Origin of the sequence: Gilvimarinus chinensis DSM 19667 (assembly GCF_000377745.1) — a bacterium.
Lineage (GTDB): Bacteria > Pseudomonadota > Gammaproteobacteria > Pseudomonadales > Cellvibrionaceae > Gilvimarinus > Gilvimarinus chinensis.
On record NZ_KB898708.1, the window covers coordinates 20,049 to 46,319 of the forward strand.

General features: G+C 51.8%; 25 protein-coding genes and 1 tRNA gene. 19 read left to right on the forward strand and 7 right to left on the reverse strand.

From position 1 onward, the window contains the following. Positions 1-202: 202 nt before the first annotated feature. Both lptF and lptG read left to right on the forward strand, forming a co-directional pair. The gene (gene lptF / locus D568_RS19835; RefSeq protein ID WP_020209375.1) at positions 203-1,294 is read left to right on the forward strand and encodes an LPS export ABC transporter permease LptF; all 1,092 of its coding nucleotides are present in this window, start codon (positions 203-205) and stop codon (positions 1,292-1,294) included. Then, entirely contained in the window at positions 1,291-2,349 is a 1,059-nt protein-coding gene (lptG, locus tag D568_RS0109555; RefSeq protein WP_020209376.1) for an LPS export ABC transporter permease LptG, read from the forward strand. Before lptF ends, lptG begins: the two co-directional genes overlap by 4 nt. 21 nt (positions 2,350-2,370) lie before the next feature. Here the strand turns inward: lptG and D568_RS0109560 are convergent, their stop codons facing one another. From D568_RS0109560 to D568_RS0109585, 6 genes are all read right to left on the reverse strand, one after another. Next, positions 2,371-2,838 carry an RDD family protein gene (locus D568_RS0109560; protein ID WP_020209377.1) on the reverse strand — a complete coding sequence of 156 codons (468 nt, stop codon included), beginning with the start codon at positions 2,836-2,838 and terminating at the stop codon, positions 2,371-2,373. Positions 2,839-2,850: 12 nt separating this feature from the next. Beyond that, entirely contained in the window at positions 2,851-3,768 is a 918-nt protein-coding gene (locus D568_RS0109565; protein ID WP_020209378.1) for an adenylate/guanylate cyclase domain-containing protein, read from the reverse strand. 82 nt (positions 3,769-3,850) lie between these two features. Continuing rightward, a complete protein-coding gene (locus D568_RS0109570; protein WP_020209379.1) occupies positions 3,851-4,537 on the reverse strand; it encodes a PhzF family phenazine biosynthesis protein in 687 nt (228 codons plus the stop codon). A 55-nt stretch (positions 4,538-4,592) separates the two neighbouring features. After that, complete coding sequence (gene egtD / locus D568_RS0109575; RefSeq protein ID WP_020209380.1) at positions 4,593-5,561, reverse strand: L-histidine N(alpha)-methyltransferase; 969 nt, start codon at positions 5,559-5,561, stop codon at positions 4,593-4,595. Positions 5,562-5,576: 15 nt separating this feature from the next. Continuing rightward, the gene (egtB, locus tag D568_RS0109580) at positions 5,577-6,851 is read right to left on the reverse strand and encodes an ergothioneine biosynthesis protein EgtB (protein ID WP_020209381.1); all 1,275 of its coding nucleotides are present in this window, start codon (positions 6,849-6,851) and stop codon (positions 5,577-5,579) included. A gap of 145 nt (positions 6,852-6,996) precedes the next feature. Beyond that, a tRNA-Leu gene (locus D568_RS0109585) sits at positions 6,997-7,083 on the reverse strand. A gap of 110 nt (positions 7,084-7,193) precedes the next feature. On the opposite strand from D568_RS0109585, the gene queA reads away from it, so the two are divergent. From queA to D568_RS0109610, 5 genes are all read left to right on the forward strand, one after another. Then, positions 7,194-8,237 carry a tRNA preQ1(34) S-adenosylmethionine ribosyltransferase-isomerase QueA gene (queA, locus tag D568_RS0109590; RefSeq protein ID WP_020209382.1) on the forward strand — a complete coding sequence of 348 codons (1,044 nt, stop codon included), beginning with the start codon at positions 7,194-7,196 and terminating at the stop codon, positions 8,235-8,237. A 118-nt stretch (positions 8,238-8,355) separates the two neighbouring features. Next, on the forward strand, positions 8,356-9,471 hold the full coding sequence (gene tgt / locus D568_RS0109595; RefSeq protein ID WP_040516628.1) for a tRNA guanosine(34) transglycosylase Tgt: 1,116 nt from the start codon (positions 8,356-8,358) through the stop codon (positions 9,469-9,471). Between the two features lie 147 nt (positions 9,472-9,618). Further along, positions 9,619-11,475 (forward strand): protein translocase subunit SecD, encoded by a 1,857-nt coding sequence (secD, locus tag D568_RS0109600; protein ID WP_020209384.1) that lies wholly within the window; start codon positions 9,619-9,621, stop codon positions 11,473-11,475. A gap of 10 nt (positions 11,476-11,485) precedes the next feature. Then, positions 11,486-12,643: a protein translocase subunit SecF gene (gene secF, locus D568_RS0109605; RefSeq protein ID WP_020209385.1), complete on the forward strand. Its 1,158-nt coding sequence runs from the start codon at positions 11,486-11,488 to the stop codon at positions 12,641-12,643. A gap of 94 nt (positions 12,644-12,737) precedes the next feature. After that, on the forward strand, positions 12,738-14,774 hold the full coding sequence (locus tag D568_RS0109610; RefSeq protein ID WP_020209386.1) for a PAS domain-containing protein: 2,037 nt from the start codon (positions 12,738-12,740) through the stop codon (positions 14,772-14,774). A 43-nt stretch (positions 14,775-14,817) separates the two neighbouring features. On the opposite strand, the gene D568_RS0109615 is transcribed toward D568_RS0109610, so the two are convergent. Beyond that, on the reverse strand, positions 14,818-15,621 hold the full coding sequence (locus D568_RS0109615; RefSeq protein WP_020209387.1) for an inositol monophosphatase family protein: 804 nt from the start codon (positions 15,619-15,621) through the stop codon (positions 14,818-14,820). A 189-nt stretch (positions 15,622-15,810) separates the two neighbouring features. Between D568_RS0109615 and trmJ the strand changes: the two genes are divergently transcribed. The 12 genes from trmJ (at position 15,811) to rlmN (ending at position 26,264) form a co-directional block, all read left to right on the forward strand. Further along, the gene (gene trmJ / locus D568_RS0109620; protein ID WP_026286949.1) at positions 15,811-16,596 is read left to right on the forward strand and encodes a tRNA (cytosine(32)/uridine(32)-2'-O)-methyltransferase TrmJ; all 786 of its coding nucleotides are present in this window, start codon (positions 15,811-15,813) and stop codon (positions 16,594-16,596) included. Between the two features lie 115 nt (positions 16,597-16,711). Beyond that, positions 16,712-17,185 (forward strand): Fe-S cluster assembly transcriptional regulator IscR, encoded by a 474-nt coding sequence (gene iscR / locus D568_RS0109625; RefSeq protein ID WP_020209389.1) that lies wholly within the window; start codon positions 16,712-16,714, stop codon positions 17,183-17,185. A gap of 1 nt (position 17,186) precedes the next feature. Then, the gene (locus tag D568_RS0109630; protein WP_157497811.1) at positions 17,187-18,332 is read left to right on the forward strand and encodes a cysteine desulfurase family protein; all 1,146 of its coding nucleotides are present in this window, start codon (positions 17,187-17,189) and stop codon (positions 18,330-18,332) included. A gap of 96 nt (positions 18,333-18,428) precedes the next feature. Beyond that, the gene (sufB, locus tag D568_RS0109635; RefSeq protein ID WP_020209391.1) at positions 18,429-19,865 is read left to right on the forward strand and encodes a Fe-S cluster assembly protein SufB; all 1,437 of its coding nucleotides are present in this window, start codon (positions 18,429-18,431) and stop codon (positions 19,863-19,865) included. A 45-nt stretch (positions 19,866-19,910) separates the two neighbouring features. Beyond that, positions 19,911-20,660: a Fe-S cluster assembly ATPase SufC gene (gene sufC / locus D568_RS0109640; RefSeq protein ID WP_020209392.1), complete on the forward strand. Its 750-nt coding sequence runs from the start codon at positions 19,911-19,913 to the stop codon at positions 20,658-20,660. After that, the gene (gene sufD / locus D568_RS0109645; protein WP_020209393.1) at positions 20,660-21,970 is read left to right on the forward strand and encodes a Fe-S cluster assembly protein SufD; all 1,311 of its coding nucleotides are present in this window, start codon (positions 20,660-20,662) and stop codon (positions 21,968-21,970) included. The genes sufC and sufD overlap by 1 nt, the downstream gene beginning before the upstream one ends. Beyond that, complete coding sequence (locus D568_RS0109650; RefSeq protein ID WP_051084041.1) at positions 21,927-23,180, forward strand: aminotransferase class V-fold PLP-dependent enzyme; 1,254 nt, start codon at positions 21,927-21,929, stop codon at positions 23,178-23,180. The genes sufD and D568_RS0109650 overlap by 44 nt, the downstream gene beginning before the upstream one ends. A 9-nt stretch (positions 23,181-23,189) precedes the next feature. Next, on the forward strand, positions 23,190-23,552 hold the full coding sequence (locus tag D568_RS0109655; protein WP_020209395.1) for a HesB/IscA family protein: 363 nt from the start codon (positions 23,190-23,192) through the stop codon (positions 23,550-23,552). An 8-nt stretch (positions 23,553-23,560) separates the two neighbouring features. Next, the gene (gene sufT / locus D568_RS0109660) at positions 23,561-24,100 is read left to right on the forward strand and encodes a putative Fe-S cluster assembly protein SufT (RefSeq protein ID WP_020209396.1); all 540 of its coding nucleotides are present in this window, start codon (positions 23,561-23,563) and stop codon (positions 24,098-24,100) included. Between the two features lie 11 nt (positions 24,101-24,111). Beyond that, a complete protein-coding gene (locus tag D568_RS0109665) occupies positions 24,112-24,528 on the forward strand; it encodes a SufE family protein (protein WP_020209397.1) in 417 nt (138 codons plus the stop codon). A 127-nt stretch (positions 24,529-24,655) separates the two neighbouring features. Next, a complete protein-coding gene (gene ndk, locus D568_RS0109670; RefSeq protein WP_020209398.1) occupies positions 24,656-25,081 on the forward strand; it encodes a nucleoside-diphosphate kinase in 426 nt (141 codons plus the stop codon). 16 nt (positions 25,082-25,097) lie between these two features. Further along, positions 25,098-26,264: a dual-specificity RNA methyltransferase RlmN gene (gene rlmN / locus D568_RS0109675; protein ID WP_020209399.1), complete on the forward strand. Its 1,167-nt coding sequence runs from the start codon at positions 25,098-25,100 to the stop codon at positions 26,262-26,264. Positions 26,265-26,271: the final 7 nt, after the last annotated feature.

Here is a 26,271-nt window from a genome sequence, read left to right on the forward strand (position 1 = left end):
CTGTCCTCGGTCTTTCGGTCTATGTATGAGAGAAGGGCCGCATTAGCAAGACAAACTCATTCGGCTGCGGGATAATAGCGCCGCCGAATTGGTCGTAATGGACTCAACCTTGTTGTAGAGTTTACCACGGCGTCAGGTGGCGCCAAGTTTTTACGCTGTTAAAGTCCTTTAACCTATCCGTTGAAGGTTGGGTGTTTATATTTTGATCATCTATCGTTATCTATCCCGTGAAATCTTGCTGACCATGCTGGCGGTGAGCACGACGCTGCTGCTTATTATTATGAGTGGTCGATTTGTAAAGTATTTGGCTGATGCCGCGGCGGGTAAAATTGCGGTGGATGTTCTTTTTGCAATAATGGCGTACCGCCTTCCTGGATTTCTAGAACTGATTATTCCTCTTGGATTTTTGATTGCTATTTTGCTTGCTTATGGGCGTTTGCACATGGACAGCGAAATGGTGGTGTTGTCGGCGTGTGGTATCAGTCAGCGCCAACTGTTGGGGATAACCGCGGTGCCCGGGGTGTTGGTTGCCTTGTTAATTGGTGCTATGAGCTTATGGGTAAGCCCTTGGGGGGCGGCGCAAACAGAGCTGGTGTTTGCTGAGCAGGCATCGCGTAGTGAATTTACCATGTTGCGCGCTGGCCATTTCCAAAAGCTCAACGGTGGGCGACAGGTTACTTATGTCGAGTCGTTAAGTCAGAACAATAGCCAGCTTAATAATTTGTTTGTGGCTCAAATGCCGGGGTGGGGGCAGCAGCCTTCTGTATCTCTGGCACAAAGGGGTAACCAGATTGTCCATCCGGAGTTTGGGGGGCGCTATCTGGAGCTCCATGATGGCATTAGCTATCAGGGGCGACCCGGCTCAGCGGATTTTCAAGTGACAGAGTTCGAGCGTTTAGGGCAACACATTCCAGAACCCGCGGTGGCTGATACGTTCTCAGTGGCGGCCGATGGTCGCACCACTCTCGCGCTCTGGTCTGATTCATCGGCTCAAAGTAAAGCCGCTCTTCAGTGGCGTTTATCAATGCCTCTTTTGGTTTTAGTGGTCACCGTTTTGGCCATCCCGCTAAGCCGTACCAGTCCAAGGCAGGGCCGGTTTTTAAAAATGCTGCCCGCTATATTGCTGTATCTGATATATGTGGCCGCCCTGAGTACGGTTCGTAGTGCGATTGAGGATGGTGAGTTTCCCTCAATGCCCGGCCTATGGGGAGTGCATTTAGTGTTTTTGTTAATTGCGGTATTTCTCTTTGTGGGCCCCGCTAAGTTCTTGGCTGTGGTGCGGAGGCAAAGTTGAAACAGTTAAATCGCTATATCGCTAAACAGGTTTTTCTGGCCACAGTAATGGTGTTAATACTGGTGTTGGGGTTGGACTTTATTGGCAAGATAATTGACCAGCTCGACAGTCTGCGTGAAGGCTACACTTTTTATGAAATGCTGGTTTACATTGCTTGGAGTACGCCCACCAGCGTTTACGAGTTTATTCCTTATGCGGTGTTAATTGGTTGTCTGGTTGGCTTGGGGGCACTGGCTGGCAGTAGTGAGCTGGTGGTTATTCGTGCGGCGGGAGTCTCGGTGCTGCAAATCAGCTGGATGGTTCTTAAGCCTGTCTTGGTGTTTATCGCGCTGTCTCTTTGTTTGGGCGAGTATGTCGTTCCCTACGCTGAGCAAACGGCAGAGAGCAGGCGCTCTTTGGCTTTAGGGTACACCAACGAAGATCAGGCCCGCCGGGGTGTCTGGCATCGTGAGGCCGATGAGTATATATGGTTCAATGTTGTTCAGCCCGATGGCAAGCTCTATGGTGTTACACGCTATCGCTTTGAAGAGGGTAGCTTGGCCAGTGCCAGTTTTACGCGGGAAGTTGAATTTCGGGGTGATTACTGGCAGGAGCGTAATGTGTCGGTTACCCGTTTTACCGACGAACAAGTCACTACGGAAGAGTTGCCGCAGCGTCGCTGGATAACTGAATTGACCCCTGCTTTGCTGAACGTTGTCGCAATGGAGCCGGACGCTTTATCGCTAAGAAGCTTGTATAGCTACAGTCGTTACCTGAAAGATCAAAACTTGCATGCCGGGGAGTATGCGTTGGCATTTTGGCAAAAAATGCTTCAGCCACTTGCGACAATTAGTCTGGTGTTAATTGCCATCTCGTTTGTTTTCGGTCCGCTACGCAGTGTTAGCTTGGGGCAGAAAGTGTTTACAGGTGTAGCATTTGGAATAGGTTTTCGATTGCTTCAGAGCTTACTTGGGCCCTCGAGCCTGGTGTTTGGTTTTTCGCCATTTGTTGCCGTCGCCATTCCAATTATTTTGTGCATGGGTTTGGGGGTAGTGTTGTTGCGTCGTGCGGGTTGATTCTAGCGGCCAAAAGAAAAGCTAGGGCTCTTTAGGCAGTTGCCATACGCGTGTCCCTGAGAGACGGTCGTGAAGAGTGAGTCGCTCTGGGTCCAACAGCATCCACCAGTAGCCCAATCCTGCTGGTATAGCGCTCAATATGGCACAGCAGCAGCGAAGCAGGCCGCGGCTAATGGAAATTCTTTTACCGTCAATGTCGGTTACTTTAAGTCGCCAGGCTTTCATTCCCAATGTTTGTCCAAAGCGTCGCCAAAAAAGACAATAAAAAGCCATCAAGACAAAAAGCCAGCCAATTAGACCCATAGGCCCCATGCTCGCTTTTTCTCCTTCTGCCAAAACCAGCCCTAAGAGTTTTATTTTAACCGCTAACACAGCGGCGCCATAAGCAATACTAATGGCGAGTAACAGTAGCCAATCGTATACCGCGGCGGCTAATCGTTTGCGCAGTCCGGCATTGGTTACCGTCGGGATAGGGGTAGTCTGAGTCATGTGTGTAATTAATTAGCTCGGTTTACAGGTGTCTGGAAAGTGAACGCAGAAGTGGAGTTGATAACCGTTTTTTTCGTCGGGTTTTTGCCCTAAGGTGATTGAACCTGAGTCAATCAGTGGGATTTCTTCACGTCGTATGTAGATGGGGTCTGCGTTATTCGTATGCACATAAGTGCCGTTAGTGCTGTGGTCACGGAGGACGAATTTTCCACGGCGAAACACAATGTCACAGTGCTCTCGGGATACCCGCTCATTGCTGGCGAGCCAGTTAACAGCACTGGCGTCACGCCCCAGACTAAGTGGTAATTGATCGGGGCTGTAGCTATTCGTTTTGTCGGGCCCGGTTAAAGTCAGGCGATGCGATTGTAGCCGTTGGGTAAGCTCGGCAACCTCCAGCACGGCAGTGGCTTTGTTAGACTGGGCTGGGGTTTCCCAGCATAAACGATAAACCAGCCTGCTCTGAGAGGCCCCTTTGAGTGCGATACGGTCAAACGCTTCGCACTGATGCTGGAAAACCTCGGGCAATTGATTTTTGAGCTTGTCAGTAAGCACAATCTGCCGACCTCGAGCAATATGGGAAACGTCGGCGGCATCATTTACCACATCGCCAAAGACGTCATTATGCTCATCCATTAATGTATCGCCGTAAGATATACCAATTCGCAGGGCGAGGTTATCTTCTTGTTGAGCGTGACGTTGCAGGGCAATGGCGGCGCGACAGGCTGATACTGGGGATTGAAAGCGAGCCATAATCTCATCGCCCAAAGTCTTAACTACCACGCCTTGGTTTTTTTCAATAATTTGTCGGGTGCAGAGCAGGGTGTTGTCGATTTGCAGTTTGGCGTGGGTATTGCCATGCTTTTTATACAGGCGCGAGCTGCCCGAAATATCGGCAAACATAACGGCTTGTGATACTCGCAAAGGGTGCATGGTCAAGTCTCGTCTCGATCTTATGGCCGAGTATATCACGACAATCAGGTTGGCCAGCGTAAGTAGGAGGCAGGCGAGTAATCTAAGGCGCTAAAAGCTGATATTGCCCTCGGACTTTTATCTGATTTGTGGCTGTTTTCTGACTCTGAATAATTCCACCCTCACGCGAGTGCTGCTGAATCTTGATCTCTCTGCGACCATATTGACGATAGTGAAATTCGGCAAGTTGCACACTTGCCGACCCTGTGGCTGTGTCCTCAGCTTGCCCATACTGAGGTGCGAAATAACGCATGTGGGCAAGGTTTGGCTCAAGATAGGCGGCGATTAATGCGCGCTGCGTATACAGTGAAAATTGCGCAAGTTTTGGCTGGGTGGATTTTAGGTGGTAAAGGCTTGGGTACACCACAATGCAATACTCTGCCGGGCCGCCCACGTATACGCCCGTGTGAATATGACAGCCGGTTAAATGTCGCCATAGTGCTTGATGTTGAATGCTGGATTGAACCAAGGGGGTGTCCAGATAAAAAGGGCCTCGCGAATCGTAACCCACGGTGATGCTACCGAAAGGGGAGTTTAGATTTTGTTGGTAAGTCCTTTTATTAACCCTGTGATACAAGAAAGCGGCTATGGCGATGTTGCCCGATCCGCAACGACGAACCCGCTGTTCTTTTTGCCAATGCTCAAGCCAAAAGGGCGTTTGCCCGAGGTTCAATTCTGTGTGGTTGTCATGCCCTTGCAGAGCCTGCGTGGGGTTGCTTGCAAGTTGCACACAATGGAGGTTGCCAGCGGCATTGCTGCCGCAAAAGCTTCGGCATATAAAAGGTTCAGTCACGGTGCTTTAGTAGATAAATGGCAAATTGATCTTGAGGTGCAAGCCACAGCTTTTCCGTAGACCACCCAGAGCGTTTGGCCAGTTGATTAAATTCGGGTGGATGGTATTTGTAGGAGTTTTCAGTATGAATACTCTCACCTCTTGTAAACTCAATAGGCTCGCCGGAAATAAATACGGTTTGGGATTTTAAACTTCTAAGGTGCATTTCTACACGACCGTGTTCGGCGTTGTAAAAAGCCTGGTGACCAAATGATTCCAATGAAAAGTTAGCATCAAGCTCACGGTTAATTCGGTGCAGAATGTTTTTATTGAATTTAGCGGTTACCCCTTTTGTATCATTGTAGGCGCGTTGCAATACAGATTCGGATTTTTTGGTGTCAACGCCAATCAATAAATAGCTGTGTTTCCCTAAGGTTAGTGCCGCATTGTTCAGGAATTCTTCGGCTTCGCGGTGGTTTAAATTGCCAATGGTGGAGCCTGGAAAAAAGCCAATTCGTGTGCGTGCAGTGCTGCAAAGTTTCAGCGGCTTTGTAAAATCATGAACACAGGGTGTTATTGACAGCTCTCGGTACTGTGACTCTAGGGTTCGGCATGCGGAAATTAAATGCTCATGGCTGATATCGATGGCGGTGAAGTGATTGATCTGAGGTATAGCCCGCAGCAGCATCCCCACTTTGCGTAAGGAACCTGCACCAAACTCGACAATCTCTAGGCCCGATTCATCCTGTTGTTTGATGTGTTTGGCGAGGTCTTGAGCGACTATGGGCAATAAATCCAGTTCGGTTTGATAGAGATAATAATCGGGCAGGCTGCAAATGTCGTCAAAGTACTGTGAGCCTTTGGCATCGTAAAAATACTTGGGTGGTAGGGTTTTGGGGCTGCTATTTAAACCGTTTAAAACATCCGATAAAAATTCATTGTCCGTGTGCAAGTCATTTGCAATAGCGTGAGTCTGTGACATGGGCTCTCCTTTAATTTATAAGTCGATGTTTCGTGCGGGCCTGACACCACTAAATTGCCAGCGCTGGTAAGGGTGAAAAAAGTTACGGTAACTGAAACGCATCTGTTCGGCGGGAGTAGCGCAAGAGCCACCTTTAAGCACAAACTGGTTGGCCATGAATTTGCCGTTATATTCCCCTAGTGCGCCTTGCAGTGGCTGAAAACCAGGGTAGGGTGAAAATGCACTGCTGGTCCACTCCCATACCGTGCCCTGGGCCTGACAAAGACCCTCTGTTTCAGAGGTTGGAGGTTGTGGGTGCCACGGTGTTTGTTCGGCAAAGTGGCCGTGACTTTTGCCCGCGCTGCGAACTGAATGCTCCCACTCATATTCGGTGGGTAATCGCCAGCCTGCCCAGCGACAAAATGCATCGGCCTCGTAATAGCTTATGTGGCATACAGGTGCGTCCAATACCACCGGCTGGTATCCCTCAAAGGTCATCTCTTCCCATCCGTCTTGATGTTCACGCCAATACAGAGGAGCGCGCCACTGGGCTTTTTGGCAGTAAAACCAACCGTCGCTGAGCCACCAGGTAGGATTTTGATAGCCCTCATCAGCCATAAACTGTAACCACTCCCGGTTGGTGATCAGTGTGTTGCGCAGTTCGTAGGGCTCTAAGAAAACGCGGTGCTTGGGTTTTTCGCAGTCGTAGCTAAATCCTTCATCGTTGGCACCGATGCGGGTAATGGACTCGTAATAGCGGATGAACCGGCTTTCAATGGTCGCCCCATTCCTGGCGCTTGCTTTATGCTCGGGTAGGGCAAAGATATTTCGTGATAGCGCGTGTTTTAAGTCTGTGAGCATCAGCTCTTGATGTTGCATTTCGTGGTGTAAGCCCGTGACGACGAGTGTTTGCAGAGCGCTGTTATCCCCATGTTTTTCTAGCAGCTCGGTTATGGCCAGATCAACCTGGTTACGGTAATCCAGCACTTGCTGCAAGCTCGGACGACTCAAAAGGCCGCGCTCTGGGCGGGCATGGCGGCTGCCTACCGCATCATAATAGGAGTTAAATAAATAATCGAAACGATTATCGAAAGGCCGGTAGTTATGCTGATGGGAGCGTAAAATGAAGTGGTCGAAAAACCAAGTGGTATGAGCAAGGTGCCATTTCCCCGGGCTGGCGTCAGGCATAGATTGAATTTGCAAATCCTCAGCGCTGAAGCCTTCGATAAGATCAAGGCTACGTTGCCGTATACCCAAAAAATGGGCGTCAGGGCTTTGGCTTTCTTGGCTGGTAAGGCTGTCTTGGTGCACGGCTTCCCTCCATCGCAAAGTGAAGTTTCAGCATAGGCAAGAAATAAGACGTTTTAAAGTCGAAGTGGCGAGTAAAAAGCACAGGGAGGTTTTTGGTGCAGGCTAGAAACAAATAAGGCCCCGCAAGCGGAGCCTTATTTAAGTATGGTACCAGAGGCCGGACTCGAACCGGCACGCCCGTGAAGGCAAGGGATTTTGAATCCCTCATGTCTACCAATTTCATCACTCTGGCGAAGTGGGCGTGATTATATCAGCGAGTTTCGCTTCGTCAACCAAATACTGGCAAGAAGTGGTTAATTGGGCTACTCTTGCGCGCCTTGTAATCGGCTCCGGACGTTTTTTATGCAGCGCCAGGACTTTTTCTATTCTCTGCCTGAACAATTAATCGCCAAAGAACCTGCCTCTGAGCGGCGGGGTAGTCGCTTATTGATGTTGGATGGTCCATCGGGCCAGACCCGTCACGGCCAATTTACGGATTTACTGGAGCAGTTGCGCCCCGGTGACTTAATGGTGTTTAACGACACCCGTGTAATTCCTGCCCGGTTATTCGGCAAAAAAGCATCGGGCGGGCAGGTGGAAATTTTGGTGGAGCGTGTAACCTCCGAACGCCAGGTGTTGGCTCATACCCGCGCCAGTCGCTCCCCTAAGCCCGGTTCTGAATTAATTCTCGAAGACGATACCCGCCTTACCGTCACCGGACGCGAAGGCGCACTGTTTGTTATTGAATTTCCGCAGCCTGTACTTGATGTGCTTAACCGCTTGGGGCACATGCCTTTACCTCCCTATATTGATCGCAATGATGGCGAAGAAGATCGCGAGCGCTATCAAACGGTTTATGGCAAGCGCGAGGGTGCGGTGGCGGCACCTACGGCTGGCCTTCATTTTGATGAGGCAATGCTGCAGGAGTTAGCTGAGCGGGGTGTCGAGCGCGCCTTTGTCACCTTGCACGTAGGGGCGGGTACCTTCCAGCCGGTAAAGGTGGATAATATCGCCGAGCATACAATGCATTCTGAGGTGGCCGAGGTCAGCGATAACGTGTGCCGCAAAGTGGCGGCTACCAAGGCGGCCGGAGGGCGTGTCATCGCAGTGGGCACTACCAGTGTGCGTAGCCTTGAAAGTGCCGCGCACTTTAATGGCGGTCGTCTTGAGGCGTTTCAGGGGGAGACGGATATCTTTATTTACCCTGGGTATCAGTTTCATGTGGTGGATGCGCTGGTGACAAATTTTCATTTGCCCGAATCCACTTTAATGATGCTGGTAAGTGCGTTTGCCGGTTATCGAAATACAATGAATGCTTATCGTGAGGCGGTGGATCAAGCCTATCGCTTCTTTAGTTACGGCGACGCCATGTTTATTACCCGTAACCCAGCGCCCGATGCGCCTTAGGCCCATCCACGCGTTACGCACCGAACCATCTTCGAAACCAAGTGCTTATAAATAAAAGTGCTTATTTTCGCATCAACATTGAGACAGCAGTGAGCGAGCTATGACCCGAGAGTGCAAAATGACCTTTGAGTTGCATAAAACAGAGCAGGGCGCCCGCCGGGGTACCTTACGTTTTCCTCGGGGAGATATCCAAACACCAGCGTTTATGCCGGTGGGCACCTATGGCACGGTAAAAGGCATGGCGCCGCGGGAGATAGAAGAAATCGGTGCCGAGATTATTTTGGGCAATACGTTTCACCTGATGCTGCGCCCTGGCACGGAAGTGATTAAGGCTCATGGGGATTTGCACGACTTTATGCGCTGGGACAAGCCTATCCTCACCGACTCCGGTGGTTTTCAGGTGTTCAGTTTAGGCAAGCTCCGCAAAATCACCGAAGAGGGCGTTTCTTTCCGCTCGCCCATTGATGGCAGCAAAGTGTTTATGGACCCGGAGCTTTCGATGCAGGTGCAGCGGGATTTGGGCTCGGACATTGTGATGATTTTTGATGAGTGCACGCCGTATCCGGCGACGCCCGCCGAGGCGCGAAGCTCTATGGAGCTGTCCCTGCGCTGGGCCAAGCGCTCCAAAGAGGCTCACGGCGATAACCCATCGGCATTATTTGGTATCGTTCAGGGTGGCATGTACGAGAACCTGCGCAGCGAATCTTTGCAAGGCTTAACCGAGATAGATTTTGACGGCTATGCCATCGGCGGCTTGTCTGTAGGCGAGCCGAAAGAAGACATGCTGAGGGTGCTGGAGCATCTTGGTCCGGAAATGCCGGCTGACCGTCCGCGCTATTTGATGGGGGTAGGCAAGCCCGCCGATATCGTTGAGGCTGTGCGCCGCGGTGTGGATATGTTTGATTGTGTGATGCCCACCCGCAATGCCCGCAATGGCCATCTATTTACCAGCGAGGGCGTAATTAAAATTCGCAATGCCAAGCACCGCCACGACACGGGCCCGCTGGACGAGCGTTGTGACTGCCACACCTGCACCCACTTTAGCCGCAGTTACTTGCATCACCTGGATAAGTGCGGCGAAATTCTTGGCGCCCAGCTCAACACCATTCATAACCTGCGCTATTACCAAAATCTGATGGCCGGTTTGCGTAAGGCCATTGACGACAACACGCTGGATGATTTTTTGGCGGATTTTTACGGCCGTCAGGGGTTAGAGGTACCGCCGGCCCCGTGATCCGGGTGTCATTGTGGTGGCGGTGAGTTTCGGTATAATCCGCCTCCGTACTTGAGATTACTGCGTTCAGTCCCATATACAGGGGCACAATTGATAACACGCCTGATGTCCCTCCGTGGTTAAGTCAGCGCCTTGACGGATTTTCGTATGTTAAACCGCTATCCCCTCTGGAAATATCTGCTTATCCTTCTGGTGGCAGTGCTGGGTTTTGTTTACTCGGCGCCCAACCTATACCCGCCGGATGATGCCATTCAAATCTCTGGCAGCTCCAGCGATTTAACCATTGATGCCGCGACTCTCAAGCGCGCCGAAAAAGCGCTGGATGAAGCGGGCATTACGCATTTCGGTAGCGAGTTTTCTGACACGGCCGCAGCGCTGCGCTTTAACAACGGCGAAGATCAGCTGCAAGGTAAAAAAGTGGTGCAGGACGCCTTGGGCAGCGATTATGTGGTGGCGCTCAACCAGGCTGCTACTACCCCCGATTGGCTGGTGTCCATGGGCGCCAGCCCCATGAAACTGGGTTTGGATTTGCGCGGTGGGGTGCACTTTTTGCTGGAGGTGGACGTCGACTCGGCCATCACCAAGCGTCAGCAAACCAGCGCCGATGAGATGAAAGACCAGCTGCGCGATGAGCGCATTCGCTACTTGAAATTTGACGTCGAAAACTCGGTCATTGTGGGCTATTTCCGCTCTGAAGAGCTGCGCGACCAAGCCGTCAGTGCGCTGCGCAGTGAATACCGTGAAATGCTGTTTGATAATGACTTCCCTGAGCAAAATGGCCACTATCGTTTTACCGCAACCCTCAGTGAAGCGTCGCAGCGCCAAATGGAGCAGGATGCGCTGACCCAAAACTTAACCACCTTGCGTAAGCGCGTGAACGAGCTGGGTGTGTCTGAGCCTATTGTGCAGAGCCAGGGCCGCAATCGTATTATCGTGCAATTACCGGGCGTACAGGATACCGCCGAGGCTAAGCGGGTTATCGGTAAAACCGCAAATTTGGAATTTCGCCTGGAAGCAGCCCCCGACGCTCTGTCGGCGGCAACCGAAGAGTTTGACTACAACGGTTATCCTGCCAGTTTGGAGCGCAAGCTCATTCTGACTGGGGATCATGTAGCGAACGCCAATGCTTCCATGGATCCGGAAACCAATATGCCGCAGGTAAACATCACGCTTGATAGCTTGGGCGGTACCAAAATGAACCACGCCACGCGCTCCAATATCGGGCGACGCATGGCGGTGCTGTTTATTGAGTACAAAACCCGCATGAACGTTGAAGAAGACGAAAACGGCGAGCAGGTTCAGGTGCCCGAACAGTACGTTGAGCGCAGTGTGATCAGTCTGGCCACGATTCAAGGGGCGCTGGGGGTACAGTTTCGTATCACCGGGTTAGATTCACCGCGCGCCGCCTCTGAGCTTGCCTTGATGTTGCGCTCGGGCGCCCTGGCCGCGCCTATGTACTTTGTCGAAGAGCGCACCATCGGTCCATCGCTTGGGGCTGAAAATATCCAGCTGGGTGTAAAGTCCGTGCAGTGGGGCTTGGCGTTGGTGCTGCTCTTTATGTTGGTGTATTACAAGGTGTTTGGTGTTTTTGCCAATATCGCCTTGGCGGTCAATATTCTTTTGCTGGTAGCGGTTATGTCGCTGCTGGGTGCCACCTTAACGCTGCCGGGTATTGCCGGTATCGTGCTTACCGTGGGTATGGCGGTGGACGCCAACGTGCTTATTTTTGCGCGAATACGGGAGGAGCTAAAGGCCGGGGCCAGTCCGCAGTCGGCAATTTCCGCCGGTTACGATCGCGCCTATGTCACCATTCTGGATGCCAACATCACCACCTTAATTGTGGCGGTGATTCTTTATGCCATTGGCACCGGGCCGGTTAAAGGCTTTGCTGTAACACTGTCCATCGGGATTCTTACCTCCATGTTTACCGCCATTATGGGTACCCGTGCCCTGACCAACTTGGTGTACGGCGGTCGTAAAAACCTGAAAAAGCTTTGGATTTAAGGAGCCGGTCATGTCTGAACAAAAAATACTGAATTTTATGGGGGCCCGGATCCCCGCGACCGCTCTGTCTGTGATCATGCTGGTGGTAGCTATTGGCGCGCTGGCGATGAACGGCCTGAAGCTGGGGTTGGATTTTACCGGTGGGGCGCAGGTTGAAGTCAGCTTTTCGGAGCCTGCGGATATTCCGGAAATTCGTTCTATTTTGGACGAGCAGGGATTGAACAATCCGGTGGCTGTGTTGTTTGGCTCGGATACCGAAGTGCTGATTCGCACCCAGGGCGCCATGGGTGATGGCGGCCAGGTTGCGCTTGAACGGCGCTTGCAAAATACCGGTAGCGGGGCTGCGTTGGAAGCGGTGAATCGCGCCCCTAGCGATCAAGGTAATTACGCCCAGGAGTTGGTGTTCAGCGGTGCCTCGGCCGGGGTGTTGGATTCTACCGAGCTTTTCCCACCACGTTTTTTTGGCGATACCCGCATTGTAGAAACCGATGGGGCCGTCAGTGTGCTGGTGGAGAACTCTCTCGATAACGCTTACACCCAAGAGCTGCTTGAGGTGTTGTCCGCTGAAACGGGCAGCCAGGTTGAGTTGCGCCGCAGCGAGTATGTGGGCCCGCAAATTGGTGCCGAGCTGCGCGACGAAGGTGGTATGGGTATGTTGATTGCGCTGGCTGTGGTGATGCTTTACGTGGCCGCGCGTTTCCAATTTAAATTTTCGGTGGGTGCGGTTCTGGCTCTGGTTCACGATGTGATTATTGTGCTGGGCTTTTTTGCGCTGCTGCAAATCGATTTTGATCTTACCGTGCTGGCGGCGGTGCTGGCGGTTATTGGTTACTCTTTGAACGACACCATCGTAGTGTTTGACCGTATCCGGGAAAACTTCCGCAAAATGCGGAAAGGCTCCACCCGCGAGGTCATTAACGCATCATTAACCCAAACTCTGGAGCGTACCTTTATCACCTCGTTAACCACCTTACTGGTGCTGGTGATGCTGTTCTTGTTTGGTGGCGAGCTGATTAGTGGTTTCGCTCTGGCGTTAATTGTCGGTGTTGTGGTGGGTACCTATTCCTCCATTTACGTATCGGCTAATACTCTGATGTGGCTGCATTTGGAAAAAGAAGACCTGATGCCCCCAGAAAAAGAAGGCACTGAAATAGACGAAATGCCTTAGTTTAAGCGTATTTCAAAAAAGCCCGCGCTGCGAAGTGCGGGCTTTTTTTTGCGAGTCAATAAAGGGTATGCTTACCGAGGACCTGGAGATAAAAATGACCGAATACCAACCCACTATCAGCATGTCTCAACCCTTGGATGATTTAAACGGGGATCAACTTAAGGCATTGGTCGAGCGCTATCGACGTATTTTTTGCGGTAGTGGCTACGGGTTTTGGGAGTGGGATTTAAACAGTCACTATATCGATTGGTCGGGCGGATTTTGGGAGTCGATCGGTTACGACGACGAAGATCGCAAGCGGTTAACGGATGCCCGGCAGCTCCCCGCGTTTATTCATCCGGACGATGTAGAGCAAATGTTTGAGTCGGTGCGTGAGCATCTGCGCACCGCTGAGCCTTTATACACCTGTTATCGCGTAAAAACGAAGTGGGGGGATTATATCTGGACGCAGGTTCGCGCTGACTCAATCCGTGATGAGTTTGGCCGGGCTATGTATATTTCGGGTGTTAATTTCGACATTTCAGAGTTAAAGGATGTCGAGGCCGCTCTGCGTGAGAGTGAGGCGCGCCAAGCTCGGATAATTCAGGCCTCGAACGATGGAATATGGGAGTGGTACGCTGAGCGCGATGCGTTCCATTTCTCGGCAAGATGCTGGGAACATCTTGGCTATAGCGATGACGCCGAGTTACATAGAAGTGGCAAAGACCTTATTAAGTTATGGCGAAGTCATATTCTAAGTGAAGACCTGTCGCTTTTTGATCATGCCCTTGAGTGCCACCTTAAAGACCAGCGGCCTTTCGATGTCGAGTACCGTGTGCGTGCCAAAAACGGAGAAATTCGGTGGATTCGGGCGCGAGGAAAAGCCAGTTTTGATTTTGACGGTTTGCCCATGCGTATGTCGGGCACCAATATGGACATTACCGATATTAAGCGGGCGGAAGCGCGTGTAATGCGGGCAAAAGAACAGGCCGAAAAAGCAAACTCTGCAAAAAGTGAATTTCTCTCAAGCATGAGCCATGAATTGCGAACCCCGTTAAACGCTATTTTAGGCTATGCGCAACTGTTCGAATACGATGATAATTTGAAGCAGGTTCAGAAGGATAACATTCGTGAGATTCATGCTGCAGGCGAACATTTGTTGCGCTTAATTAATGATGTGCTGGATCTGGCAAAGATCGAATCTGGCACCATGGATACGAGCTTCCAAAATGTACTTGTGAGTCGCTTATTGACGGACTGTGTGACATTGCTGCAACCTCAGGCAGATGCGCGAAGCGTGTTAATAAAAACAGATTTTGCAGGGTTGGACTCGGCCTGTGTTCGTGCCGATCCTGTGCGGTTGAAACAGGCATTATTAAATCTGATGAGCAATGCCATTAAGTACAACCGTGTCGGCGGAGAGGTCAGTATTCAGCTGGAAACGCGCCCGGAGCGAATGCTAAGAGTTCTGGTGCATGACACGGGTTCGGGAATAGATGAGTCTCGCCGTGAAGAAGTGTTTCAGCCTTTTAATCGATTGCACGCCGAAATGAGTAAGGTAGAGGGGTCTGGCGTCGGGCTGGTTATCACCAAGCAGTTAATTGAGAAAATGGACGGCAATATCGACTTTACCAGTACCTCGGGGAAGGGGACGACCTTTTGGGTGGATCTACACGAAGTGAAACCTGCTGAGCCAGTTGTGATGGCCGATGGGGTTCAGGCGGAGGTGGGGGCGCTGACTGAGTTACGAATAGCTTCACGCCATCATATTCTCTACATTGAAGACAATGCCACCAACATCCGTTTAATGGAGCATTTCTTTAATCGGTATAAAAACTTATCGTTAGTGGTTGCTGAAGAACCATTTGTTGGTTTGTACTGTGCCCGCCAGAATCCGCCCTCTGCAATTATTTTAGATATTAATTTACCCGGGTTAGACGGGTACGAAGTGTTAAATGTGCTGCAAAGCGACCCGGTCACCCAGAAAATTCCGGTGATAGGCTTATCGGCCAACGTGATGTCAATTGATCTGGAAAAAGGGCGTGAGGCCGGGTTTTACGAGTATTTGACAAAGCCGTTAAGAATCGATCAGCTGGTAAATATACTCAACGACTTGTTGGGTGATGAAAAGAGCGGTTTTGAGGCGGGTTGATCTCATAATAGCCGGTACGGCTTGTACCGGCTAAAAGGTTTATTTAGCGAATGTGGCCCATGTGCTTTTTCACAATTTGCAGTACGGGCTTGAAGACTTTGGGGCTGCCGCACACCACATGTCCGGTTTCGTAGTGAGTGTTGCCACCGTTAAAGTCACTTACCAGTCCGCCCGCTTCTTTAACCAGTAGTAGGCCGGCCGCAATATCCCATTGATTTAGGTTCATTTCCCAGAAGGCGTCAAAACGACCTGCAGCTACATAGGCCAAATCCAGTGCGGCAGAGCCGGGGCGGCGAATGCCTGAGGTTTGCCCTGCAATTTCTTGTACTGCAGCCAGGTAGGCGGATATGTTTTCCAGGGCATAACCGCTAAAGGGAATGCCTGTACCGATAAGTGCACCGGCCAATCCTTTGCGGTTACTGACACGTATACGGCGACCGTTTAAAGCAGCGCCACGCCCGCGGCTGGCGGTAAATTCTTCACGTTTGATGGGGTCGTAGACAACAGCGTGCTCCAGCTGCCCTTTGATACGGCAGGCAATAGAGACTGAAAAGTGAGGGATACCATGAATAAAATTGGTGGTGCCATCCAGAGGGTCAATAATCCATTCGACATCAGAGTTGCTGCCCGGTTGAGAGCCGCCTTCTTCGCCAATAATGCTGTGGTCCGGATAGGCTTTTCTAAGGTGATATATGATTTCTTTTTCAGCGGCTTTGTCGATTTCGGTCACAAAGTCGTTGCGGCCTTTTTCCTCGATAGCTACAACATCTAAGCGCTCGGTTGCGCGCTCAATAATTTCACCGGCCTTGCGCGCCGCGCGCAGGGCAATTGTCAGCATGGGTTCCATGGGGGCACCAGTTACGAAAGAGGGTTTAAAGAACGGGGGCCGGGGTGGCCGAGGCGGCGATTATAACAACGCCTGCGCCGCTTACCAAGGAAAACTCAGCAAGCTTCTGCAGGCTACTACGCCAAGGGCGACAAGTTTGTTAAAATGCCGCGCTTTTGGCGCCTGTGGCGCGCAACCCGAGGCAGCTCCATGAGTGATAATCAACTGGATAAGGTACGTATCGTACTGGTCAACACATCTCACCCAGGTAATATCGGCGGCGCTGCCCGGGCGATAAAAAATATGGGGTTGTCTCGTTTGTATCTGGTGGCGCCCAAAGAATTTCCCGCCGAAAAGGCCGTGTGGCGCGCAGCCGGCGCTCTCGATGTGCTGGACAATGCCGTGGTGGTGGAGACACTGGACGAGGCCATCGAAGGCTGTGGCCTAGTGGTCGGCACCAGTGCGCGCGAGCGTCGCATTCCCTGGCCGTTGGTGAATCCGCGCGAGTGCGCAGAAAAGGCGGTGCACGAGGCTGAGCAGCACGAGGTAGCAATTTTGTTTGGCCGCGAAGACCGAGGCCTGACCAATGAAGAGCTGCACAAGTGTCACAACCATGTGCACATTCCAGCCAACGACGAATATAGCTCCCTCAACCTGGCCGCAGCGGTGCAGGTGATTTCCTATGAGTTGCGCATGGCCTGGCTGACCGCTAAAGATGGCAAGGCGCCGACCTTCGACGACTGGGATGTGCCTCCTGCCAAGGTCGAGGCGATGGAGCGCTATTACGAGCATTTACAGCAAACCCTGGAGCATCTGGGCTTTTTGGAGCCGGATAATCCGCGCCAAACCATGACGCGTTTACGCCGTTTGTATAATCGAATTCGTATGGATGAAATGGAGTTGTCGATACTGCGCGGTGTGCTCACGGCGACCCAAAATTATATCTATCACGCCGAGCGAAAGCTCGAAAATAACGATGGTGGGCGGCAAGAGTAAGGCTGCAGGCCGCGTGAGACTTGGAATTTTGTGAATAGTTGAGTAAAATACTCAGTTATTATGAGTGCGGGATCACAATCACTGCACGCCGTTTCACTGAAAGCCTTGAAACACCATGCGACTGACCACCAAAGGCCGCTATGCGGTCACTGCTATGTTGGATTTGGCGCTGCACAGCGATGCGGGGCCGGTGAGCCTGGCGGATATTTCCGAGCGCCAAGGCATCTCTCTGTCTTATCTTGAGCAGTTGTTTTCCAAGTTGCGCCGCGAAGATCTGGTGATCAGTATTCGCGGCCCCGGTGGAGGCTATCGTTTAGCGGCTGAGGCCAGCCGGGTTTCGGTGGCGCAGGTAGTCGATGCGGTCAGCGAGTCACTGGATGCCACCAAATGTCAGGGCAAGGGCGATTGTCAGGACGGTGAGATTTGCATCACCCACCACCTTTGGCAGGATCTAAGTGGTCAGATACATGAGTTCCTCAGTGGTATTTCTCTCGCGGACCTAGTGGCCCGGCGCGATATTCAGACGGTCTGTCAGCGTCAGGATCTGCGCCGCGAGGGTCGGCAGATTCTCTGTAGCGATTTAGGGTGATCTGATGCAGCCGATTTATCTCGATTATGCCGCCACAACACCTGTGGCGCCACAGGCCGCAGCCGCTATGGCCGAGTGTTTGAAACGTGATGGCAATTTTGCCAACCCGGCTTCTCGCTCGCACATTTATGGCTGGCAGGCCGAAGAGGCAGTAGAAGCCGCCAGGGGCCAGGTCGCGGCGCTGCTGGGCGCCGATGCTCGTGAAATTGTTTGGACTAGCGGCGCGACAGAGGCCAATAACCTTGCCCTAAAAGGTGTGTGTGAATCGGGGGATCATCTGCTGGCAAGTGCCATTGAGCACAAAGCGGTGCTCGACCCGGCCCAGTGGTTGGTTGGCCAGGGGGTAAAGCTCGATCTGCTCAAGCCAGACGCCACCGGATTGGTGAGCGCACAGGCCGTAGCCGAGGCCATTACCGCTGAGACCAAATTAGTCAGTGTCATGTTGGTGAATAACGAATTGGGGACCATTAACCCAATTGCGGAAATTGCCAAAGTCTGTCGTGACAAAGGTTGTCTGCTGCATGTGGACGCCGCTCAGGCGGTGGGCAAGATGCCGGTGGATGTCAAAGCTCTGGACGTAGACTTGCTGTCGGTGTCTGCACACAAGCTGTATGGCCCCAAGGGTATTGGAGCATTGTATGTGCGTCGCAGCCCAGAGATTGAAGTAAAAGCCCAGATTCACGGCGGCGGCCACGAACGCGGTATGCGTTCGGGCACCTTGCCCACCCATCAGTGCGTGGGGTTCGGGGTGGCTTGTGAACTAGCAGCAGCGCAAATGGAGTCGGATCAGCAACGTCTTGAGCCCTTGCGCGACAAACTCTGGCATGGAATTAAAAATCTGCCGGGTGTGCGTTTGAACGGTCACCCGGAGCAGCGGCTCTACACTCACTTAAATGTCGCTTTTAGCGGCATTGATGGGGAAATGCTCCTGCTCAGTCTGCGCCGTTTGGCGCTTTCGACGGGCTCGGCGTGCACGTCCGCGACTATGGCGCCGAGCTACGTGCTCAAGGCCATTGGTCTTGATGATGCCGCGGCGCTTTCGTCGCTGCGTATCAGCCTTGGGCGCGACACCAGTAGTGCGGATATAGAACAGGCCATCTCACATATTTGTGAGGTGGTGGGCAAGTTGCAAAGCAAAGCAAGTTAAAGACGGCAATCAAACCGCTTTTGGGCAGCGTTAGCTGCAAGTGATTAGCAGGTGGGCAACGCCCGCCACTTCACACAGGTGAAGAAGAGGTGAAACATGTCTGAACAGGTCGAACACCTAATCAGAAAAGAGTATGCCGCCGGTTTCCATACGGCGATTGACACAGATACCTTGCCGCCCGGCTTGAACGAAGAGGTGGTGCGGTTTATTTCCGCGAAAAAGAATGAGCCCGAGTGGTTGCTCGAATGGCGTCTGCAGGCGTTTCGTGCCTGGCAGGAAATGGAAGAGCCAGAGTGGGCGCACGTGGATTACCCCAAAGTCGACTATCAGGCGATTTCATATTTTTCTTCGCCCAAGAGCATGGAAGATAAGCCTAAAAGCCTCGACGAAGTAGACCCCAAGCTGCTGGAAACCTATGAAAAGCTGGGCATTCCCTTGCACGAGCAGGAAATGTTGGCAGGCGTTGCCATGGATGTGGTTTTCGACTCGGTGAGCGTGGTCACGACCTTTCGCGAAAAGCTTGAAGAAGCGGGCGTGCTGTTTTGTTCCATCAGCGAAGCGGTGGAAAAATACCCCGAACTGGTTAAGCAGCATCTGGGCTCAGTGGTGCCGCAAAAGGATAACTACTTTGCCGCTCTGAACTCGGCGGTGTTCTCCGATGGTTCGTTTGTTTACATTCCTAAAGGTGTTCGATGCCCCATGGAGCTGTCGACCTACTTCCGAATCAATGAGCAAAACACCGGCCAGTTTGAGCGCACCCTGATCGTTGCCGAAGAGGGGGCTTACGTCAGTTATCTTGAGGGGTGTACCGCACCCATGCGTGATGAAAACCAATTGCACGCGGCGGTGGTTGAGTTAGTGGCTAAAGATAATGCCGAAATTAAATACTCAACGGTGCAAAACTGGTATCCCGGCGATGAAAACGGTAAAGGCGGTATCTATAATTTTGTGACCAAGCGCGGGGTGTGTCATACCCGTGCGAAAATCAGCTGGACTCAGGTCGAAACAGGTTCTGCTGTGACATGGAAGTACCCAAGCTGTGTTCTTCGTGGTGATCACAGTGTGGGCGAGTTTTACTCAGTCGCGCTGACCAATAATTATCAGCAGGCCGATACCGGTACCAAGATGATTCATATCGGTAAAAACACCCGCTCTACCATCATTTCAAAAGGCATATCGGCGGGTAAAAGCCAAAATTGCTATCGCGGCCTGGTGCGTATGAATCCGGGCGCGGAAGGCGCACGTAACTATACCCAGTGTGACTCGCTGTTAATCGGTGATCGCTGTGGTGCGCACACCTTCCCGTATATCGAAAGTAAAAACCCAAGCGCGGTAATTGAGCACGAGGCTACCACCTCAAAAGTGAGTGACGATCAAATGTTCCTGTGTCAGCAGCGTGGTCTGGACGCGGAAAAAGCAGTATCGATGATCGTTAACGGCTTCTGCCGCGAAGTGTTTAAAGAACTGCCTATGGAGTTTGCGGTTGAGGCCGGCAAGCTGCTTGAAGTGAGCCTTGAGGGCTCGGTAGGTTAAATCGAAAATCAGGCCGCGGCCTGACCGACAAGAGATGATCAAGTCATGTTAAGCATTAACAATCTCTGCGCCAGCGTTGAAGACAAAGATATTCTAAAAGGCCTGAGCCTGGACATTAAGCCGGGTGAGGTTCATGCCATTATGGGGCCCAATGGTGCGGGTAAAAGTACACTGGGCAGCGTGCTCGCTGGGCGCGAAGCATTTTCGGTTACCGATGGTTCAGTGGCCTTTGCTGACAAAGACCTGCTGGAGTTGGACGTTGAAGAGCGTGCACGCGAAGGTTTGTTTTTGGCGTTTCAGTACCCGGTGGAAATCCCCGGCGTGAGTAATATGGAATTTTTAAAAGCTTCGGTCGATGCCGTGCGCAAGCATCAGGGGAAACCTGAGTTGTCCAGCGTCGAATTTATGAAGCTTGCCCGCGAAACCAGTAAGAAAGTGAAGCTCGACCAGGCTTTTTTAAAGCGTGGGGTGAATGAGGGCTTTTCCGGCGGCGAGAAAAAGCGCAATGAAATTCTGCAGATGATGCTGCTCGAGCCCAAGCTTTGTATTCTGGATGAAACGGATTCCGGCTTGGATATCGACGCATTGCAGACCGTTGCCGACGGTGTGAACGCTATGCGCAGTGCGGAACGCAGCTTCATTGTGGTAACCCACTACCAGCGTCTCTTGGATTACATCGTGCCAGATTTTGTTCACGTTTTGGCCGATGGAAAAATTGTCAAATCTGGCGATAAAAGTCTGGCTAAGGAATTAGAAGCGAAGGGTTACAGCTGGCTAGAAGGTGAGGTGGCTTAATGGGCGATTTGCAAACCGCTGCGCTGAAGCTCGCTGAAACGCAAAGCGCGCCCGCTTGGCTCGATGCTGTGCGCCGCCGCGGGGCCGAGCGTTTTGCTGCAACCCCCTGGCCTAACCGTCGCACAGAAAACTGGAAATACACCTCATTGGCCGGTCTTGCGAAAAAAGAGTTGAGGCTGCCCGAGGTTCAGCCGGTATCTGTGCCAGAGAAGGACTTGATAGCGCTAGATGCCTATAAGTTAGTATTTGTAAATGGCGTGTTGGATCAAGCGCAGTCAGATTCTTTACCCGATGCAGTGGCAACTTTTGCCTCGGTGAATGAACAACAGATTGAGCTTGTGCAGAGCCGTTTAGGAGCCCTGGCGGACAGTTCGCAACATCTTTTTGCCGCTTTAAGCGAGGCCGCGTCTACTGAGGGCGTGGTAGTGCACGTCACGGCAGGCCAAAAGCTTGATAAACCCTTGTATGTGGTTAACTACTCCAGTGGCGAAGCGGCGCAATTGATTGCAACACGTGTGCTGGTGGTTTTAGGTGTTGGAGCTGAAGCTGAAATTATTGAACAATTTATTTCCAGCGATGCACAGCAAGCCAATTTAGTTGCCGCGCAAACAGAAATCTTTCTCGCGGACAATGCCAGTGTTCAGCATTATCGCCTTAATCTTGAGCAAGAAGGCATAACCCATGCGGGCGGTGTTTTTGTCGAGTTGGGGCGCGATGCAAACTTCGATGGTTTTGCCATTGCCAAAGGTGGTGAGCTGATTCGTAACGATTACGTTTTAGAGCATTGCGGTCCGGGAGCGCACGTAGAGTTGCAAGGCGTGTATATGCCGCGTGGCCAGCAGGTGGTTGACTACCACACCAACATTAAACACCGTGTTGCTCATTGCACTAGCAATGAGGTATTTCGCGGGATTATCGGTGATCGTGCCAAAGCCGTATTTAACGGCCGGATTCATATTTTTGAAGATGCGCAAAAAACGCTGGCCGAGTTATCCAACAAAAACCTGTTGACCTCGAATCGTGCTGAAATCGATACCAAGCCAGAGCTTGAGATTTACGCTGACGATGTTAAGTGTGCTCACGGGGCAACCGTGGCGCAGTTGGATGATGAGGCGCTCTATTACCTGCAGACTCGTGGAGTGAGTAAAGAACAGGCTAAGGTGATGATGAGTTTTGGCTTTATTAATGAGTTGATTCAAACCATCAAAAATGAAGCTGTGATGAATTACTTACTGCCTATTCTTGCAGAGCAGTTCGGCCGGGAAAATGAGTTGTTGCAACTGGAGGCTGAGTCTTTTGACGAGCTTTGATGTAGCTGCCGTTCGCGCCCAGTTTCCTATTCTGCAGCAAGAAGTTAATGGTCACCCGCTGGTGTATCTGGATAACGCTGCGACGACTCAAAAGCCTGAGTCGGTTATTGAGGCAATCGCTAATTATTATCGATTTGATAATTCTAATGTGCATCGTGGCGCTCATGCCCTGAGTGACCGGGCAACTGAACAGTTTGAGGGTGCCCGCAATAAGGTGGCTGAGTTTATTAATTCGCCAACCTCACTGCAGGTGCTTTGGACTCGAGGTACTACTGAAGGTATTAATTTGGTTGCCAGCAGTTGGGGGCGTGAACATTTGCAGCCCGGCGATCGCGTATTGGTGTCCGCAATGGAGCATCACTCGAATATTGTGCCGTGGCAAATGGTGGCGCAAGAGGTGGGGGCCAAGGTCGAGCCTATCCCTGTGGATGAGCTTGGCGTGATTGATCTGGCGGTCTTCGACAGCTTATTGGATGAGCGCGTAAAAATGGTGGCGTTGGGACATGTTTCCAACGCGCTCGGCTCTATCAACCCCGTTGAAGATGTGATTCAAAAAGCCCACGCGGTCGGTGCAAAAGTGCTGGTGGATGCGGCTCAGTCCATCGCTCATTGGCCTATAGACGTACAGCGAATAGATTGTGATTTTTTAGCGTTCTCAGCCCATAAAATGTTCGGTCCCACAGGGATGGGAGTATTGTACGGAAAACGTGAGCTGTTAGAGACGATGCGGCCTTATCAGGGCGGCGGTGAAATGATTGAATCTGTGAGCTTTGCCGGAACCGTTTACAACAGGCTTCCCTACAAATTTGAAGCCGGTACACCGAATATTGCCGGAGCGGTAGGCATGGGGGCCGCGGTCGATTTTCTGCGTGGGTTGGACCGCAGTGGGGCAGACACCCATGAAAAACAACTGCTGGGTGCCGCCGAGCAGGCGCTCATTGAATTGGGTGGCTTTAAACTGGTCGGGCGCGCCGAGCACAAGGTCGCGGTGATGAGCTTTGTCGCAGATTTTGCCCACCCGCAAGATATAGGCATGATTCTGGATCAACAGGGAATTGCCGTGCGCACGGGGAATCACTGCGCACAACCCATCATGGATCAATATGGATTACCTGGAACCGTGCGCGCCAGTTTTAGTCTGTACAACACCCAGGCCGACATAGATGCGCTAATGGCAGGCTTGGCAAAAGCCAAAATGTTTCTCGCTTAAGGGGAGCTTATGAGTGTAGAAAGTTTCGATCCTAAGACTGTAGCTGTCGAGATTACCGATAAAGCCGCAGCTCACTTCAAGCAACAATTGCAGGCAGATTCGAGCGGTGCCCGCGGCGTACGCCTATCAATTAAAGAAAGTGGCTGCACCGGTTATATGTATGTGCTCGATTTGGTGCCAGAGGCTGAGCAAGGTGATGAAGTAATCCATCTGCCGGATGGTGTAGAGGTGTATTTGGATCCAGCCAGTTTGCCCGTGATTCGTGGCACCACCATCGATTTTGTCACTGAGGGTGTTAACCGTCAGTTGGCGTTTTTAAACCCCAATGCGCGCGATTATTGCGGTTGTGGGGAAAGCTTTAACATCGGTTAGGACTGCTTATGGCCGCAGAGAGAGAAATGGTGGTCACACAGGCTGACTGCCCGGCACGACGTGTGCCTGATGGTACTCCCGTCACCATCCCCAAAGATACATTCGTTACTATTACTCAGGCGTTGGGTGGCAACTACACCCTCAGCTTTCAGGGGCAGATGGTGCGTGTCGATGGGCTGGACGCCGCTGCTATCGGCAAAGAGCCCGAGCAGCTGAATTTTGTTGACGCTGGCGATGGTCAAATTGAAGAGTCTCAGGTGTGGGAGGCGTTAAAAACCGTCTTTGACCCAGAAATTCCTGTGGATTTGGTAAATCTCGGTTTGATCTATGCGTTGGATATTGATCAGCAGCGCGGCCACGTTGGTATTTCTATGACACTGACTGCGCCCGGTTGTGGTATGGGACCGGTACTGGTAGGGGATGTAGAGTACCGGGTTGGGCAGGTGCCAAATGTGCGTGAAGTTGACGTAGAGCTGGTGTTTGATCCCCCGTGGAATCGCGACATGATGAGCGAAGAAGCGCAGCTGGAAACTGGAATGTTCTTTTAAGGTGGGGTTCTGTGACTGAATTTGGTGTGGATGTAACGGCGGACGATATTGTCGATACCCTAAGTTTTTTCGACGGCTGGGAGGAGCGTTACAAGTATATTATTGACCTTGGTAAAGAGCTTCCCCCGCTGGCGGACGAACATAAGACTGAGCAAAACCTGGTGCGCGGCTGTCAGAGTCAGGTTTGGCTCGTGAGTCGTCTACAGGATGAGCGCTTGCATTTTAGCGCCGATAGCGATGCGTTTATTGTTAAAGGCCTGCTGGCGGTGGTTTTGGCCGCCTACAATGGCAAGACCCCGGCTGAGGTGTCTGAGTTTGACATTGAGGGATATTTCGAGCAGTTAAACCTGCTCAACCACCTCAGTGCCACCCGTGGAAATGGTCTGAAGGCCATGGTTCAGCGAATTCAAGGCATCGCGGCTGCTTGAGCCTTAGCGCTGGGTGCGATTACGTATAAATATACCCAAAACCCGCGTATAATCCGCGGGTTTTGGGTATATAGGGTTTCCCTTAAGGGCCTATTACCCGGTTTCGGATGGAAGAACGGAGTGCCAAATGGCTGTAGAACAGACTTTATCGATCATTAAACCAGATGCCGTGGGCAACAATCATATCGGCGCTATCGTCGCACGTTTTGAAGAGGCCGGCCTGAAAGTCATTGCCTTGAAAATGTTGCAGTTAACCCGCGAGCAAGCCGAAGGGTTTTACGCTGAGCACAAAGAGCGTCCGTTTTTTCCGTCACTGGTGGAATTTATGATGTCGGGACCTGTGTGCGTGCAGGTGCTGCAAGGTGAAGCTGCGATCAGCCGCAACCGTGAGCTGATGGGCGCCACTAACCCCGAAGAGGCTGCCCCTGGCACCATTCGCGCTGACTTCGCCACTGCCGTCAGTGCCAATGCGGTGCATGGTTCGGACAGTGCGGTATCCGCCGCGCGCGAAATTGACTATTTTTTCAATGCTCAGGAGATTTACCCGCGCTAAGCGCGAAGGTGACATCATGACCAACGCTGATACAAATCAAACCGTTACCGGCACAGAGCAAGCCAAGGTAAACCTGTTGGGGTTAACCGAAGCTAAGCTGGTGGCGTTTTTTGAGTCTATGGGTGAGAAGCGCTTTCGCGCCGCCCAGGTACTTAAATGGATTCATCAGCTGGGCGTGGACGATTTTGATGAAATGTCCAATATCAGCAAAGCGCTGCGGGAAAAACTGAAAGCCCACTGTGAGATTCGCGGCCCGGAGGTTTTGCGGCAGTTGGATTCGGCCGATGGAACCCGAAAGTTCTTGATTAGAGTCACCGGCGGCAGTGTGGTCGAGACGGTCTTTATTCCCGATGGTGAGCGCGGCACTTTGTGTGTGTCCTCGCAAGTGGGCTGTTCTTTGGATTGCAGCTTCTGTGCGACAGGCAAACAGGGATTTAACCGTGATTTGACGGCCGCCGAAATCATTGCTCAGGTGTGGATTGCGGCCAAGTCCTTCGGCCAGTTGACCCCGAACGGCCCTCGTAAAGTCACGAATGTCGTGATGATGGGTATGGGCGAGCCGTTAATGAATTTCGATAACGTTGTCGATGCCATGAATTTAATGATGCACGATAACGCCTACGGTATCTCCAAGCGCAGGGTAACCCTCAGTACTTCCGGTGTGGTGCCTGAGCTGGATCGCTTGGGAGATTACACCGATGCTTGCCTGGCGATTTCTCTGCACGCGCCGAACGATGAGTTGCGCAACGAGCTGGTGCCCATTAATAAAAAGTATCCTATTGCAATGTTGCTGGCTTCGGCGAAGCGCTATATCGAGTCGCTGCCGGATACTCACCGCAAAATCACCATTGAGTATACCCTCATCGATCACGTAAACGATCGCCCTGAGCATGCTCGACAGTTGGCCGAGTTGCTGCGGGACGTGCCGGTGAAAATCAATTTAATTCCGTTCAATCCGTTTAATTTGTCCAACTACAAACGGGTGAGCAATAATGCCATGCGTCGTTTTCAGGACATTCTGATGCAGGAAGGCTACATCACCACGGTGCGAACTACCCGCGGTGATGATATCGACGCGGCCTGTGGTCAGCTGGCCGGTGAGGTAAACGACCGAACCAAACGCTCTGAGAGATACAGGGCACAGTTTTCCCAGGCAGAGCCGGTTACTATTGTTAGTCAATAAAAACTAG